Origin of the sequence: Candidatus Sulfotelmatobacter sp. (assembly GCA_035504415.1) — a bacterium.
Classification (GTDB): domain Bacteria; phylum Vulcanimicrobiota; class Vulcanimicrobiia; order Vulcanimicrobiales; family Vulcanimicrobiaceae; genus Vulcanimicrobium.
Window position 1 is genome coordinate 118,238 of sequence record DATJRY010000013.1, and the last position, 14,782, is coordinate 133,019.

The window sequence follows — 14,782 nt, forward strand, 5'->3', positions numbered from 1 at the left end:
TTGCCGCTTAGGGATGCGCGCCGGGAACCAACTCGGTCGCCGCGAGCATACCCGCGGCGTTCGCGGTGATCGTCGCGGCGGTGTTTCGCGGGACGACGAGCGTCTTGCCGGTCGCCATCGCAACCACGACGCCGCGCATGCGCAGCGTGCCGCTGCCCGCGAAGAACGTGTAGTAGCCGAGCGCGCCGGAAGCCGGAATCGGGTACGCCGCGTGCGGCGCGAAGCGCAGGATCTGGTTCGCGATCGTCAGCGTCCCCGGGCTCGGCACTTGATTCGGGAACTCGTTCTTGAAGATCGACACCGAGCCGGTCTTCGCGAGCGGCGGCGCACTCGGATCGTTGACCGGATAGTTGAAGTCCGATCCTTGCACCAGGAGATGGATGCCCAGATACGCCTGGTTCCCGGGACCGACGTCGCCGGCCGTGTGCACGCGGCCCTGCACCGTGTAGACCGTCAAGCCGTTGTGGGCCGGGACGATGGTCGGCGCCGATGCCGGCCGGCTCGGCACGCGATGCGCGAACCACCAGCTGGTCACGCCGCTCACGTTGGTGATGCACTCGGCGCCGTGGTGCGTATGCGCCTGCAGCCACGTCGGCGCGCCGGTCTGATAGATCTCTTGCCACATGTCCCAGGCCTTGGCCGGGGTCCCGTCTTCGTTGCGGATGCCGCCCGCCACGACGCAGCTGCCGCGATCGACGACGGTGATGCCCGGCACCGCAGCGGCCGGTGCCGCGAGCACCAGCATCAGCCCGAGGGCACCCAACCATCGCGTACGCATGCGCCGGGCTTTCGAGTGCCTGCTCGGCTTCCCTACGTCAACGAATCGGCGATCCGGTCGTTCACCAGTGGAAGCGCACTCCGAGGTCGCCCCGTGCACCGGCGCTGTGGACGCCCGCCGGCGCGACGGAAAACTGATAGCCGCCTTGCGCGTACAGGTCGTCGTGCTGGCTGATGCGCCAGGTCAGACCGCCCGCGGCTTCGAGCCGGGTCGTGCTCATGAGCAGCGGCGCGCCGCCGAAGCTCCCGAAATCCGTCTTCGCCAGGCCACCCCAGTCCCACCACACGTTCGCGCGCACGTACGGCTGCCAGAGCTGCGCGTGCGCGCCGGCGATCGTCCACTCGCCGCGCACGCCGACCCGTAACGCGGCTCCCGACGTCGCGCCCAGATCCACCGCGCCCAGCCCGTCGTTCGTATCGTCGAACGCGACGTGCTGCCAGACCAGCTGCAGCTGCGGCTCGAGTGAAAAGCGCCCGCTGCCGTGGAGCGGATCGCCCGTTTCCACCGACGCGACGAAGCCGTGGCCGGGCGTGGTCAAGTCCGTGTCGAGGGTCGTCGCGCGGGCGTCGTACCACGTGCTTTGCAGAACGGAGTCCACGTACCATCCGCCCGAGCCGTAGTGGATCCAATACAAGCCCGCGGCGTTCGTGTCGAGCGACGCGGTACCGGTTTGCGTCTGCGCGTAACCCGTTGCCGACCCGTTGGTGACCAGGCCGTCGACGTCCGCGCTCGCGTTCACGTGCGCGACGTACACGCCGACGGTATCGCGGCGCCCGTCTTGGCGGCGGCTGCGCCACAGGTCGACGCCGAACTGTTCGCCGAACAGCGAGCCGCTCGCGCGCGGATCAGCGAACGCCAGGTAATGGTCGTCGATCTCTTGCGCGAACGTGCGCCCCCACACGGCGTGCACCCAGCCTGACGCGTCGTCGGCGGGGTCGCCGGGTCCCAACGCGTTGCCGCGGCGCTCGTGCAGCGTGCCGAGGATCGCGATCCCCGCTTCGCGCGCGAGCGGCTGCAGCACGCCGTAGGTGGCGATTTCCGGCCCGATGATCGGATAGGTGCCCGGCGGCAGCACGGAGGGCGGCGGCTTGAGCGGCAGGTTGTCCTTGCCGTTCTCGGCCGGCCCGGGTTCCGCCGTCGGAATCGCCGGCAATGCCGTGGGCGAGGGCGGCGGGTTCGTCGGCACGGCGGAAGCGCTCGGCGTCGGTTCGGGTGACCTCGTCGGCACCGGCGTCGGCGGCCCGGGCGTCGGTGTCGGCGGCGCGGGTGTGGGTGTCGGCGGTGCCGGGGTCGTCGTCGGCCGCGGGGTTGGCGTAGGCGGAGTCGGCGTCGGGACCGGTGTCGGCGTCGGCGGGATCGGCGTCGGCACCGGCGTGGGAGTCGGCGTTGGCGGCGTTGGTGTCGGAATCGGCGTGGGCGTCGGCGGCATCGGCGTCGGTGTCGGCGGTATCGGCGTCGGCACCGGCGTGGGCGTCGGCGGCACCGGTGTCGGAACCGGCGTGGGTGTCGGCGGCGTCGGCGTCGGGGTCACGGGCGGTGCTGTCGGCGTCGGTTCCGCAGTCGGCGTCGGCTCCGGGGTCGGCGGCTCCGGCGTGGGCGTGGCGGTCGGCTCGGGCGTCGGCGGCACGATGAACGCGTCACGGAGGAACCAGTCGTTCGGATCGCTGCCGTCGATGCCGCCTTGGAAGAGCCGATAGTCGAATGCGCCCGCGCGCACGTCGTCGAGCAGCATGAACGCGTCGGCGTTCGTCGTCGCACCGTTGAGCGCGAGCACGATCGAGATGCCGTTTCCGGTCGTGAGCGCACCGGGACCGTCGGTGTTGCGGATCTCCAGACCCGTCGAACCCTGGACGACGCCGCCGTTGACGACGATGCGGTCCGACGGTGAGCTGTCGTCGCCGAGATAGGTATTGAGCACCACCCGGCCGCCCGAGCCGGTCATGTTGGAGACGACCAGCGTCAGGTAGCTGGACAGCTGCGTCGTCGAGCCGGTCGGCGGCGAGAAGACGACCGCACTGTCGAAGTTGCTCAGGTTCGAGATGACCGAGCTGCCGGTCATGTTCCAGGTCGTTCCGCCGGTGAGGTCGATGACGCTGGTGCTCGTGCTGTCGGTCAGCGCCGCTCCGGTGAGCTGGGAGCCGTCGGCGGCGAGCGTCAGCGCCGAGCCTTGCGACGCGCTCAACAGCACACCGTTGCGGCCCGTCGCCGTCACACCCGACGCGGTGATGGTGCCGCTTCCGCCGACGCCGGCGAACGCGGCCGCCGCGGCGTCGACGGTCGTACCGCTCAGCGTGAGCGCGTTCGCGGGGCCCTGCAGCAGAAAGCCGTTGCTGCTCGCGCCACTGGTGGTGACCGCGCCGCCGCTCATCGTCAGCGTGCCGCCGCTTTGCAATAGCGCCCCCGCGGCCGACGCACCGGTGGTGGTGATCGACGTGTCGGTCAGCGAGATGGAGCCGCCGGTGTCCGCGCGCACGCCCACCGTGTTGCGCCCGCCCGTCGCGATCGAGCTGCCCGCGTCGAGCGAGAGGGTGCCGCCCGCGGTGGCCTGCGCCCCGTAGCCGCCGGCGCTGGCCGGAACGCCGATCGTCACGGCGCTTCCGGACACCGTGCTGTTCGCGCCGCTGGCGAGGATGCCGATCTCGTTGTTGCCCGTGCCCGGCGCGGACACCGTCACCCCGTTCAGGAGGACGCCGCCACCGCCGGTCGCCTTGATGCCGACGTCACTGCCCGCACCGGAGATCGTCAGGGTGGTGTCGCTCGCGCCGAGCGTCCCGCCGGCGGACCACAGGCCCGTCTCGCCGCCGCCGTTTCCGCCGATCGTATACGATCCGCCGGTGAGCGTCCCGGTCGCACCGGTCGTCACCACCACGCCGACGTCGTTGCCGCCGCCGCCCAGCATCGTCAACGTCAAGCCGGTCGCCTCGATCGCGCTGCCGGCGCCACTGCCCTTGAGGCCGGTGTTGCCGCCGCCGCCGGGGTTGAACGTGATCGAACTCCCCGAATCGAGCGAAATCGTGCCGCCGCCGCCGGCGAACGCGCCGGTGCCCGCGCCGTAGCCGTTCATCTGCACGGTGATCGCGGTGCCGCCGATGAAGCCGTTCGCGCCGCTCGCCGACAGACCGGTACTGCCGCCGTTGGTCGCCGGCCTGACGGTGACGCCGCTCGCCGTGACGTTGCCGTTGTTCGCGGTGACGCCGGTCGATCCGGGCGAGAGGACGGTGCCGGGCGGGATCGTGCACGCTCCGCCGTTTTGCGTCACGGACGACTGGCCGTTCGAGGTGTTCACGGTGCAGTCGGCGGCGTTCGCGCCGCGGCCCTCGGCGGCGAGCAGCACCACGAGGATGGCACCCACCGCGCGCCTGCACGCCGACGGACGCCTCATCGTGTTTTCCGATGCGCTGCATCGACCATGCAGCGGCCCTCCACTGAGAACCGGGTGGAGGCAACAGCATGGCACGCGAGCGGCGCGCGATCCAGGTAGCCGGCACTCACCGCCAGCCGACGTATGCGCGAACCGAAGGCCCGGTCAGCCGAGATCTCGGATGCGCACCGGCGCGGGGACCGGTACGAACGTCGCCGCCAGCGCGCTGCACAACAGCAACCCGGCGATCACCGTCAGCGGCGTCCACTGCTCGTGGGTCGCCAGCGACGCGGCGACGCCGACGGCCAGCGCCGTGTACTCGACGCCGATGGTGGCGACCGAGACGCCCAGGCGGCGCACGACGGCGGCGAAGGCGGTCTGCCCGATCAGGGTCGAGCCGACGACGACCTCGCCGAAGAACCACCACGCGACGGTCGGCGTGTCGACGACGTGCGCGACCGCGCGCTCGCCGCCGGGCGCCAGGCCCAGCAGCCACATCGTCAGCATCGCGACGGTCCCGACGATGCACATCAACGTCGCCGGCCGCACCCGCGCACCGATGTAACGCAGCAAGCACGAGTAGGCGCCGAACGCCGCCAGCCACGCGACCAGCAGCGCGTCGCCGAGCAACCCCGCGCGATCGTCGCTCTGGGTGAGCGTCAGCAGCGCGACGCCGGCGATGCCGAGCGCGAGCGCGACGACGCCGCGCCGGTCCAGGCGCGTTCGGAACACCAGCGCGGCCAACGCCGTGTTGGTCACCGGCGTGAGGCCCAGGACGAACGAGACGTGCGCGATCGACGTCTGCCGTGCCGCCAAGGTGAAGAACAGCGAGACCCCGGCACCGAACACCACGCCCGCCGCGAGCGCCGCGATCCAGCGGCGCGGGTCGAGCCGCGGCGGATCGAGCCGCCACGCGACGGCGAGCCCGATCGCGAAGACCGGCAGCGTCCACGCGCCGCGCGCGACGGTGATCGTGAAGCCGTCGAAGATCGACGGCTCGGCCGCGAACAACACCTTGCTGGCCGGCGTCAACAGTCCCCAGCCGGCGCCGACCAACAGCACCAGCACGAAGCTGGTCACCCCGCGCGCGGACACGAGCTCGAGCGATCAGGCGCCGACGATGCGTGCGATCGTGAACGGCGCCGTCAACGCGGCACCGATCAAGAAGAACCCGACGAACACGCACAGCGAGCGCAACGGCCCGAAGCCCAGCAACGCCAGCACGATCGGCGCGACGAGCAGCGTCGTCGTCTCCAGGTTGTGGAAGTGCTGCAGCCGCCCGACCCCGTCGAGTCCCTGCTGTGTCCACAGCATCTGCGAAAGACGCCACGTCACGCCGAACGCCAGCGCGTAACCGACCAAACGAATGATGAAGCCGACCATTTTAGCGGCGCTCCGCCCCCGGCTGCGCGCCCGCCACGCGTCGCGCGGGGCCCCCGTTCCGACCTCGCATCGAACGTATCGGCAAAGCGTGATTCTGCTGCGCTCGGTCCATTACCATCAGTGGAGGAAGTAGCGGTAGGTGCTGAAGACGAGGGCGATGTCGCGTTCGTCGGCAGCGGCGATCACGTCGGGGTCGCGGATCGACCCCTGCGGCGCGATGACGGCCGTGCAGCCGGCGTCGGCGGCGGCGTGCAAGCCGTCGGGAAACGGAAAGAACCCGTCGCTGGCGCACGCCGCGCCGGCGGCGAAGTCGTGCGCCCGATGGGCGGCGATCTGGACCGCGCTCACACGATTGGTCTGCCCCGCACAGATACCACGCGAAACCCCGTCCCGGACCAACACCACGCCGTTGGACTTGACGTGCCGCACGATATCCCAGGCGAAGACGAGGTCCCGCCACTCGCCGGGGCTCGGCGCCCGCTGGGAGACGACCGTCCAGCGTTCGGCCGGCGACTGCGGGTCGTCGTCCTCGGCCAGCACGCCGCCCAGCGCGCTGCGGACGCGCAGCTCCGCCGCGATCTTCTCCGGCGCGCCGGGGCGAAAGCGCATGATGCGCAGCTGCTTCTTCTTGCGCAAGCGCTCGAGGGCGGCGGGCTCGAACGCCGGGGCTGCGACGATCTCGAGGAAGAAGTCCCACAGCGCGTCGACGGCGGCCGCGTCGACGGTGCCGTCGACGGCGATGATCCCGCCGTAGGCCGAGACCGGGTCGGCCTGCAGCGCCTCGCGCACCGCCTGGGCGACGTCGTCGCGCTCGGCGACGCCGCAGGGGACGGTGTGCTTGACGATCGCCGCGCGCCGCATGGCGTCGAACGGCAACGGCGAGGAGCCCGGGGCGAAGCCGTGCTGCGCGCGCACCAACAGACGCAACGTCGCGTCCAGGTCGAGCAAGTTGTTGTACGAGAGCGCCTTGCCGCCCAGTTGCTCGGGCAGCTGCGCCTCGCGCGCGAGGTAGAAGGCGGCGCGATCCTGCGGATTCTCGCCGTAGCGCAGCGGCTGCTCGATCGGAATCGTCAGCGCCAGCGAGCCGGGCAGCTCGTTGGCGACCAGTCCCGACTCGAGGTAGCGCGCGATCGCGCTGTCGTACTCGGCCGTGCGCTCGAAGGCGCGCGTCGCGAAGCTGCGGCGGGTCGCGTGATCGACGCCGCCTCGCCCCAGCGCCGCGATGTACGCGTCGTACTGGCCGGGATCGCTGAGCACCGTGACGTGATCGAAGTTCTTGGCGGCCGCGCGCAGCAGCGAGACGCCGCCGATGTCGATCTGCTCGATCGCCTCTTGCAGCGTCGCGCCTTCGCGCGCGACCGTCATCTCGAACGGATAGAGGTTGACGACGACGGTCGCGATGGTCGGGATGCCGTGCTCGCGCGCCTGGGCGCGGTGCTCGGCGTTCTCGCGGTCCTGCAGGATGCCGCCGAACACGTTGGGGTGCAGCGTCTTGACGCGGCCGTCGAACAGCGACGGATAGCCCGTCAGCTCGCCGACGTCGCGCACCTCGATCCCCTCGGCCAGCAAGTGGGCGCGCGTGCCGCCGGTGGCGAACAGCGGCGTGCCCGCGTCGGCCAGCGCGCGCGCCAGCGGGACGACGCCGGTGCGGTCGTAGACGGAGAGCAGCGCGGCGCCGGCGACCGGCGCGCGCGCGGGCTCAGGTGACGAGCGCGGGTTCACGGTCGTCCGCCGGCGGAGGCGGGGCGACGGGCTGTTCGTCGAGGGTCGCGCTGATGATGGAGCTCACGCCGGGCTCCTGCATCGTGACGCCGTACATGCGCTGCGCCAACTCCATCGTCTTCTTGTTGTGCGTGACGATCAGCATCTGCGCGGTGGTCGAGACGTCGCGGATCTTGGTCGAGAGCCGTTCGACGTTGGCGTCGTCGAGCGCGGCGTCGACCTCGTCGAGCAGGTAGAACGGTGACGGCTTGACCGCGATCAGCGCGAAGATCAGCGCCGAGGCCGTCATCGCGCGCTCGCCGCCCGAGAGCGCCGCCAGGTTGGTCATCTTCTTGCCCGGCGGCTGCACCGAGATCTCGATCCCGGTCTCGCTCAGGTTCTCCGGGTTGGTCTGCCACATCTCGGCCGTTCCGCCCGGGAACAGCTCGACGAACGTCTCGGTGAACTTCGCGCGCACGGCCTCGAAGGTCTCGTTGAACTGCACCTGACAGGACGCCTCGATCTCGGTGATCGTCGCCAGCAGGGTCTCGCGCGCGCGGTGCAGATCGTCCATCTGCTCGCGCAGGAAGCGCTCGCGCTCGGTCAGCTCGTCGCGGTCGGCCTCGGCGTTGAGGTTGACGTTGGCCTGCAGCCGCACCAGCTCTTCGCGCAGCCGCGGGACCTCGTCGACCAGCTCGTCGGGCTCGCCCTCGTAGCGGGCCAGCACGTCCTGCTGCTCCTCGTCGGTGGCCGGGTTCTGGGCGAAGGTCTGCTGCAGCATCCCCAGCTCGGCGTCGATCTCCGCCAGACGGCGGCGCCCCGACTCGCCGAGCGCGCCGGCCTCGCGGTCTTCACTCTGCGCGACGCGCTCGTCGGCCTCGCGCTGGTGCGTCTCGTCGGCCGTCGCTTCGCGCGCGGTGCGGGCGGTCTCGAGCGTCGCGTCGGCCGCGGCGACGGCGGCGCGCGCGGCGGTCACCGCGGCGTCGAGCTCGGCGGTCTTGGCGCGCAGCGAGTCCAGCTCGCGCATCATCGCCTCGCGCGCCGACGCGGCGCGCTCTTCGTTCACGTCCAGCAGTCCCAGCCGCGTTTGCGCGCCGTCGCGTTCGGCCGTCAGCGCCGCGATCTGCTCGCGCAGGGCGCTGCCGGCGGCGACGATCTCGACCTGCTCGGCCTCGACGGCCGCGATGTGCTCGCGCGCCCGCGCCAGCGCGGTTTCCAACCCCTCGCGCTGCGCGGAGAGGTCGACGTGCTCCTCGGCGACCCGCTCGAGCGCGTGCAGCCGCGCGTGCACCTCGTCGCGCTGCGCGGTGGCGGTGATCCCGTGGGCGGCGGCGGCGCTCAGCGCCGCGTCGAGCCGCTCGATCTCGCCGACCAGCGCTTCGAGCTGCGTGCGCACGTCGCGCAGCGCGACCTCGGCCTCGTTGGCCAGACGAGTCGCTTCTTCGCGTTCCGCGGTGGCGGCGTCGAGCTCGCCCTTGGCCGCCGCGCCCTCGCGCACCACGGCGTCGAGCTGCGCGCGCAGCTGCGGGACGCGCTCGCGCAGCGTCTCGGCTTGCGCGCGCCGCGCCAGGATCGAACGCTCTTTGCGGAAGCGGCCGCCGCTGATCGCGCCACCGCCGCGAATCTCGTCGCCCTCGAGGGTGACGATCGAGTCGCGGAAGCCCTCGGCGCGTACCAGGCGGACCCCGGTCCGCAGCTCGTCGACGACCAGCACCCGGCCGACCAGATACGCGACGATCCCACGGTAGCGCGGTTCGGCCCGCACCAGGGTGTGCGCGTACCCGATGACGCCCTCGTGGCCGGCCAGCTGCCCGAGCTCGCGGCCTTCGCGCTGCGCCAGCGTGTCGAGCGGAAGGAAGGTCGCGCGGCCGAGCTCGCGCTCGCGCAACAGCGCCACCGCCGCTTCGGCGTCTTCCGACGTCTCGGCCACGATGTTCGAGAGTCCCGCGCCGAACGCGACGTCGAGCGCGCGCGCGTACCGCTCGTCGGTCGAGATCAGGTTGGAGACGACGCCGTGCAGGCCGCGCAGCTGACCGCGCTGCGCCGCTTCGACGACGGCGCGCGTCCCGTGCGCGTGCCCTTCGAGCGCCGCTTCCAACTCTTCGATGGTGTGCAGGCGCGATTCGGCGCCGGCCAGCTCCGAGGCCAGCTCGCGGCGGCGGCGCTCGGCGTCGGCGACGCGCTGCGCCGCGGCGTCGCCGCGCTCGCGGGCGACGCGCGCGCGCTCGTGCTGCGCGGCGACCTCGGCCTCGTACTTGGCGATCAGCAGCTCGCGCTCGCCGAAACGCGCGCGCGCTTCGTCGGCGCCGCGCGCGTGCGCGTCGCGCTCGGCCTGCGCGGCGGCGTGCTCGTGCTCGAGCCGGTCGATCTCGGCGCGCGCGCTCTGGATCTGCGCGCGGCGCTCGGCTTCGCTGGCGGCGCGCTGCGCGGCCAACGCTTCGACGGCGCGCAGCTCCTGGTAGATGCCGTCGAGCGCGCCGCGCGCCTCGGCGACGGCCGACGCGGCCGCCAACTCACGCTCGCGCGCGGCGTCGATCTGCTCGCTCAGCGGCACCAGCCGCTCTTCGACGCCGGCGATCTGATCGCGCAGCGTCTGGCGCTCCGACTCGACCCGGTCGCGGTCGGCGATCGACGCCGACGACTGGCGCTCGAGCCCGTCGCGCCGGCCGACCGCCGCGGCCAGCTCGGCCTCGAGCCGCGCCTGCTCCGCGCGCGCTTGCTGCGCGGCGGCCCGATGGCCGTCGAGCTCGAGCTCCAGCTCGTAGAGCTTTTCGCGCAGGATCCCGAGCTGCGCGCCCAGCTGCGCCGCGCGGGCCGATGCGGCGGCGCGCTTGTCCTCGTGCGTCGCCAGCTCGGCGGCGACGCGTTCGCGCTCGGCGCGCCGCGAGGCCGAAGCGCGCAGGAACGAGAGGATCTCCAAATCGCGCAGCCGCGCGGTCACCTTGCGGAAACGCTTGGCGCGTCGCACCTGCGTGTCGAGCTCGGGCGCGCGGCGCTCCAGCTCGGCGATGAGGTCGTTGACGCGGATCGCGTTCTGCTCGGTCGCCTCGAGACGCCGCAGCGCTTCGTGCTTGCGCGCCAGGAACTTCCCGATGCCGGCCGTCTCTTCGAACAGCGCGCGGCGTTCGGTCGGCTTCGAGGAGAGGATCGCGTCGATCTGCCCCTGCGAGACGATCGCGTACGAGCCGGGTCCCAACCCCGTGCCCATCAGCAGCTCGTGGACGTCGCGCAAGCGCACCGGCTCGCGGTTGATGTAGAACTCCGACTCGCCCGCGCGGTACGCGCGGCGGGTGATCTGCACCTGGTTGAAGTCCAGCGGCAGCCCGCGCTCGCGGTTGTCGAAGGTCAGGGTGACCTCGGCCATCCCCAGCGGCTTGCGGGTGTTGTTGCCGGCGAAGATGACGTCTTCCATCTTCTGCGAGCGCAACGAGCGGGTGGACTGCTCGCCCAGGACCCAACGGATCGCGTCGACGAGGTTCGACTTGCCCGAGCCGTTGGGGCCGACGACGGCAGTCGTCCCCTCGACGAAATCGAGCGTGGTGGCCTCGGCGAACGTCTTGAAGCCGAAGACCTTGAGGGATTCCAGGCGCATGCCTTAAACGGGCGCTCCGCGGTCGGGCGAACGGGGGGTACGAGGCCGGCGACGCTTGTCGAGCGCGATGACCCGGCCGTCGTCGTTCGACGCGCGAGCCGTCGATGCCTCAGGATGACGCTGGCGCAGCGTCCCCAGCGCCATCGCGGCGGCGCTCTGTTGCGCGCTCTTCTTGGAAGGACCGATCCCTTCGCCGAGGATCTCGTCGCCGACGCGGACCTGCGAGGTGAAGCGACGATCGTTGGGCGGCCCTTCGGCGCGCTCGAAGTAGAGCGGCGTCAGCCGCAGGACGGCTTGCGCGAACTCTTGGAGGTCGGTCTTGGCGTCGCGCTCGTCGTGATGACGGCGGTCGATCGGGACCAGGTGCTCCTTCTCGAGGAAACGGGTCGTCCGTTCCAGCCCGCCCGCCTCGTAGAGCGCGGCGAGGAAGGCCTCGAACGCGTCGGCCAGGATCGTCTCGTTGACGCCGGCGCGCTCCATCCCGGTGCCCAGCACGATCAGCTCGCCGAAGTTCAGCCGGCGCGCGGTGTCCGCGCAGGCCGCGCCGCTGACGATGGTCGCCTTGCGCCGCGTCAGCTCGCCTTCACTGGCCTGCGGATACTTCGCCATCAGCCAACGCGAGGCCACGAAGCCCAGGATCGCATCGCCGAAGAACTCCAGCCGCTCGTTCGAGATCAGCGACTGCTCTTTGGCCGCGCTGGCGTGCACGAACGCGGCCTCGATCGCGGCGCTCTTCGCCTCTTCGACGCCGACGCTCTTGAGCAGCGCGCGTAAGCGCGCGCGCCGTTTCTCGCCCGGCATGCTAACGGCGCTCCGCCCCAGGCTGCGCGCCCCGATGTATCTGCGCTCGGTCCATCACCGTTTACTCGTGTTTCGCGAACACGACGCTGGTGTTGTGACCGCCGAAACCGAAGCCGTTCGACATCGCGATGCGCAGGTCGGGCGCCTTGCGCGGCACGTTGGGAACGTAGTCGAGCGTGCAGGCCGGATCGGGCGTCTCGTAGTTGGTCGTCGGCGGGATGATGCCGTGCTGCAGCGCCAGCACCGTCGCGATCCCTTCGATCGCGCCGGCGGCGCCGAGCAGATGGCCGTGCATCGACTTGGTCGACGACACCGCCAGCCCGGCGTGGGCGTGGTCGCCGAAGACGTGCTCGATCGCCTGCGACTCGGCGGCGTCGCCGAGCGGCGTCGAGGTGCCGTGCGCGTTGATGTAACCGACCGTGTCGGGCGCGACCTCGCTGCGCGCCAGCGCGCGCCGCATCGCCAGGATCACGCCCTTGGACTCGGGGTCCGGCTGCGCGATGTGATACGCGTCGGCCGACTGCCCGTAGCCGAGCACCTCGGCGTAGATGCGCGCGCCGCGCGCGATCGCGAACTCGCGTTCCTCGAACACGACGACGCCGGCGCCTTCGCCCAGCACGAAGCCGTCGCGATCGGCGTCGAACGGCCGCGAGGCCTTGGTCGGCTCGTCGTTGCGCGTCGACATCGCCTTCATCGTGCAGAAGCCGCCCATCGCCGTCGGGATCACGGTCGCTTCGCTGCCGCCGGTGACGACCGCGATCGCTTCACCGAGCACGATCTTGTCGTACGCGATCGCGAAGCCGTCGTTGCCGCTGGCGCAGGCGCTCGAGACGGCGAACACCGGACCGCGCAGGCCGAAGGTCATTGAGACCTGCGCCGAGGCGGCGTTGGCCATGAGCATCGGGACGAAGAACGGCGAGATGCGATCCCACTTCTCTTCCGGCGCCACCGCCTTGACGGTGTCTTCGACGGTGATGATGCCGCCGATTCCGGTCGCGATGATCGAGCCGGTCTGCACCCGCACGTCGTCGTCTTCGGGGAAGTTGGCGTCGGCCATCGCCTCGCGCGCGGCGACCAGCGCGAACTGGGTGTAACGGTCCATGCGGCGCGCATCGCGGCGGCCGATCAGCGCGTCGGGGTCGAAGTCCTTGACCTCGGCGGCGATGCGCGTGGGCAGCTTGGTCGAGTCGAAGCGCGTGATCGGGCCGGCGCCGCTGCGGCCGTTGATCAGCGCATCCCAGAACAGGGGGACGGAATTACCGAGCGGCGTGACCGCTCCCAGCCCCGTGATGACGACGCGACGACGTTTCTCCAAAACAAGCCCCGATTCTCAGGTCGCTTCCATGCCCCTCCCCGCCGAGCGGCAACCCGGATTCCGTCACCTCAGACCGCGGGTGCGGTATGCTCGGAGGCAATGACCAGCGCGACCCGTCTCCCGGTCCCGCCCGGACCGTCGACGTTCACCGCCTTGACCCAGCTGGGGACGCTGCGCGGCAGCCTCACCCGGGTGCCCGGTTTTCTCGACCGCTCGGCTCGCCAGTACGGCCCGGTCACGTCGTGGCGGATGCCCAAGGCGCGCTGGTGGCTGTTCGACGACGCCCCCTCGGTCGAACGGATCCTGACCGCCGACGCCACCACCATCATCAAAGGACGCGGCACGCAGCGGCTGCGCCGGCTGCTGGGAGACGGCCTGCTGACCAGCAGCGAGCCGCTCCACCTGCGCCAGCGGCGCCTGGTCCAGCCGGCCTTCCATCGCGAGCGGGTCGCCGGCTACGCCGCGACGATGATCGACCTGACGCGTCAGCTGGCCGATCGCCTCCACGACGGCGAGACGGTCGAGATCGACGCGCTGATGAACCGGCTGACGCTGCGCATCGCGGCCAAGACGCTGTTCTCGATCGACGTCGCGGACGACGGCGACACGATCGGCCGCGCGCTGACCGAGGTGCTGGCGGTCTTCCCGGCCTCCCTCTCGGCCTACGGCGAGCTGCTCGACCACCTGCAGTGGCACCCGATCACGCGCCGCTTCAACGCCGCCCGCGCGCAGATGGACGCGGTGATCGCCAAGGTCATCGCCCAGCGGCGCGCCGCCGGCAACCCGGACTATGGCGACCTGCTCTCGATCCTGTTGACCTCGACCGACGAGGACGCAGGGGCGATGCCCGACGCGCTGGTCCGTGACGAAGCGCTCACGCTGCTGCTGGCCGGTCACGAGACCACCGCCAACGCGCTGGCCTGGGCGTGGGATCAGCTCGCCCGGGCGCCGGAGGCCGAGGCGCGCCTGCACGCCGAGCTCGACCAGGTGCTCGGCGACCGCGACCCCGAGCCGGCCGACGTCCCGCGGCTCACGTTCGCCCGCGAGGTGATGTCGGAGTCGATGCGGCTGCGCCCGCCGGCCTGGCTGATGGGCCGCTTCTCGCTCAAACCGCTGCAGCTGGGCGGTTGGGACGTGCCGGCCGGCTCGGTCCTGTTCGTCTCGCCGTTCGTCACCCACCGCAACCCGCGCTATTGGAAGGAACCCGACGCCTTCCGGCCCGAGCGCTGGTCGAACGGCGAGACGGCCGACCTGCCGCGCGGCGCCTACTTCCCGTTCGGCGGCGGCACCCGCATCTGCATCGGCGAGGCCTTCGCCTGGACCGAGGGCGTGTTGCTGCTCGCGACGCTGGCCCGGCGTTTCCGTTTCACCGCCCTGGACGCCGCCCCGGTGCCGCTCGACCCCTTGGTCACCCTGCGGCCCGGTCGGAAAATCCTCATGCAGGTCGCATCTCGGCAGCCCTCGCCGGCCTGAGCATTTCCGTCAGAGGCACCCGTGCCCGTAGGGCGTCCACCACATGAAGCCGGCGGCGGCGCTGACGGCCAACAAGCCGGTCGGGACGCCTACCTGTACGAGCGGAAGCCGGAGCACGACCCGGACCTGCGGGCTGCCAAGGCCCTGAAGCGCCGCCGACCCGAGGAAGGCGATGATCCCGGCTACCAAACCGACCAGCACGCCGAAGCCGAGCGCGAGCGTCGTCGAGCAGTTGCCGTCGCCGGTGATGCTCGGGTCGTACAGGTACTCCCGCGCGACGTTGGCTACGAAGAAGGCCGAGGCAATCGCGAATGCCGTGAGGCCGGCTCGGGCCGCACGCCGGGCCAACGGTACGAACGGCCGGAGCGGCATGGGAGC

At 71.5% G+C, this 14,782-nt stretch carries 10 protein-coding genes; 1 reads left to right on the forward strand and 9 read right to left on the reverse strand.

Annotated elements, in window-relative coordinates; all coding sequences use genetic code 11:
• Positions 1 to 7 precede the first annotated feature (7 nt).
• The 8 genes from VMD91_11800 to fabF form a co-directional block, all read right to left on the reverse strand.
• Positions 8 to 778, reverse strand: coding sequence for a hypothetical protein (locus VMD91_11800; GenBank protein ID HTW84745.1), 771 nt, complete (start codon positions 776 to 778; stop codon positions 8 to 10).
• 61 nt (positions 779 to 839) lie between these two features.
• Positions 840 to 4,130 carry an autotransporter outer membrane beta-barrel domain-containing protein gene (locus tag VMD91_11805; GenBank protein HTW84746.1) on the reverse strand — a complete coding sequence of 1,097 codons (3,291 nt, stop codon included), beginning with the start codon at positions 4,128 to 4,130 and terminating at the stop codon, positions 840 to 842.
• Positions 4,131 to 4,304: 174 nt separating this feature from the next.
• Positions 4,305 to 5,219, reverse strand: coding sequence for a DMT family transporter (locus VMD91_11810; protein ID HTW84747.1), 915 nt, complete (start codon positions 5,217 to 5,219; stop codon positions 4,305 to 4,307).
• Between the two features lie 27 nt (positions 5,220 to 5,246).
• Positions 5,247 to 5,522 (reverse strand): hypothetical protein, encoded by a 276-nt coding sequence (locus tag VMD91_11815; protein ID HTW84748.1) that lies wholly within the window; start codon positions 5,520 to 5,522, stop codon positions 5,247 to 5,249.
• Positions 5,523 to 5,639: 117 nt separating this feature from the next.
• On the reverse strand, positions 5,640 to 7,244 hold the full coding sequence (gene purH, locus VMD91_11820) for a bifunctional phosphoribosylaminoimidazolecarboxamide formyltransferase/IMP cyclohydrolase (GenBank protein HTW84749.1): 1,605 nt from the start codon (positions 7,242 to 7,244) through the stop codon (positions 5,640 to 5,642).
• Positions 7,222 to 10,815 carry a chromosome segregation protein SMC gene (gene smc / locus VMD91_11825; GenBank protein HTW84750.1) on the reverse strand — a complete coding sequence of 1,198 codons (3,594 nt, stop codon included), beginning with the start codon at positions 10,813 to 10,815 and terminating at the stop codon, positions 7,222 to 7,224. Before smc ends, purH begins: the two co-directional genes overlap by 23 nt.
• A gap of 3 nt (positions 10,816 to 10,818) precedes the next feature.
• Positions 10,819 to 11,616 (reverse strand): ribonuclease III, encoded by a 798-nt coding sequence (gene rnc / locus VMD91_11830; GenBank protein ID HTW84751.1) that lies wholly within the window; start codon positions 11,614 to 11,616, stop codon positions 10,819 to 10,821.
• 61 nt (positions 11,617 to 11,677) lie between these two features.
• A complete protein-coding gene (fabF, locus tag VMD91_11835) occupies positions 11,678 to 12,931 on the reverse strand; it encodes a beta-ketoacyl-ACP synthase II (protein HTW84752.1) in 1,254 nt (417 codons plus the stop codon).
• A 99-nt stretch (positions 12,932 to 13,030) separates the two neighbouring features.
• Between fabF and VMD91_11840 the strand changes: the two genes are divergently transcribed.
• The gene (locus VMD91_11840) at positions 13,031 to 14,404 is read left to right on the forward strand and encodes a cytochrome P450 (protein HTW84753.1); all 1,374 of its coding nucleotides are present in this window, start codon (positions 13,031 to 13,033) and stop codon (positions 14,402 to 14,404) included.
• Between the two features lie 9 nt (positions 14,405 to 14,413).
• Here the strand turns inward: VMD91_11840 and VMD91_11845 are convergent, their stop codons facing one another.
• Complete coding sequence (locus VMD91_11845; protein HTW84754.1) at positions 14,414 to 14,776, reverse strand: hypothetical protein; 363 nt, start codon at positions 14,774 to 14,776, stop codon at positions 14,414 to 14,416.
• Between the last annotated feature and the right edge of the window lie 6 nt (positions 14,777 to 14,782).

Coding starts and splice junctions, on each gene's coding strand:
- VMD91_11840 (HTW84753.1), top strand. CDS start 13,031: ATGACCAGCGCGACCCGTCTCCCGGTCCCGCCCGGACCGTCGACGTTC.
- smc (HTW84750.1), bottom strand. CDS start 10,815: ATGCGCCTGGAATCCCTCAAGGTCTTCGGCTTCAAGACGTTCGCCGAG.
- VMD91_11815 (HTW84748.1), bottom strand. CDS start 5,522: ATGGTCGGCTTCATCATTCGTTTGGTCGGTTACGCGCTGGCGTTCGGC.
- VMD91_11845 (HTW84754.1), bottom strand. CDS start 14,776: ATGCCGCTCCGGCCGTTCGTACCGTTGGCCCGGCGTGCGGCCCGAGCC.
- rnc (HTW84751.1), bottom strand. CDS start 11,616: ATGCCGGGCGAGAAACGGCGCGCGCGCTTACGCGCGCTGCTCAAGAGC.
- VMD91_11800 (HTW84745.1), bottom strand. CDS start 778: ATGCGTACGCGATGGTTGGGTGCCCTCGGGCTGATGCTGGTGCTCGCG.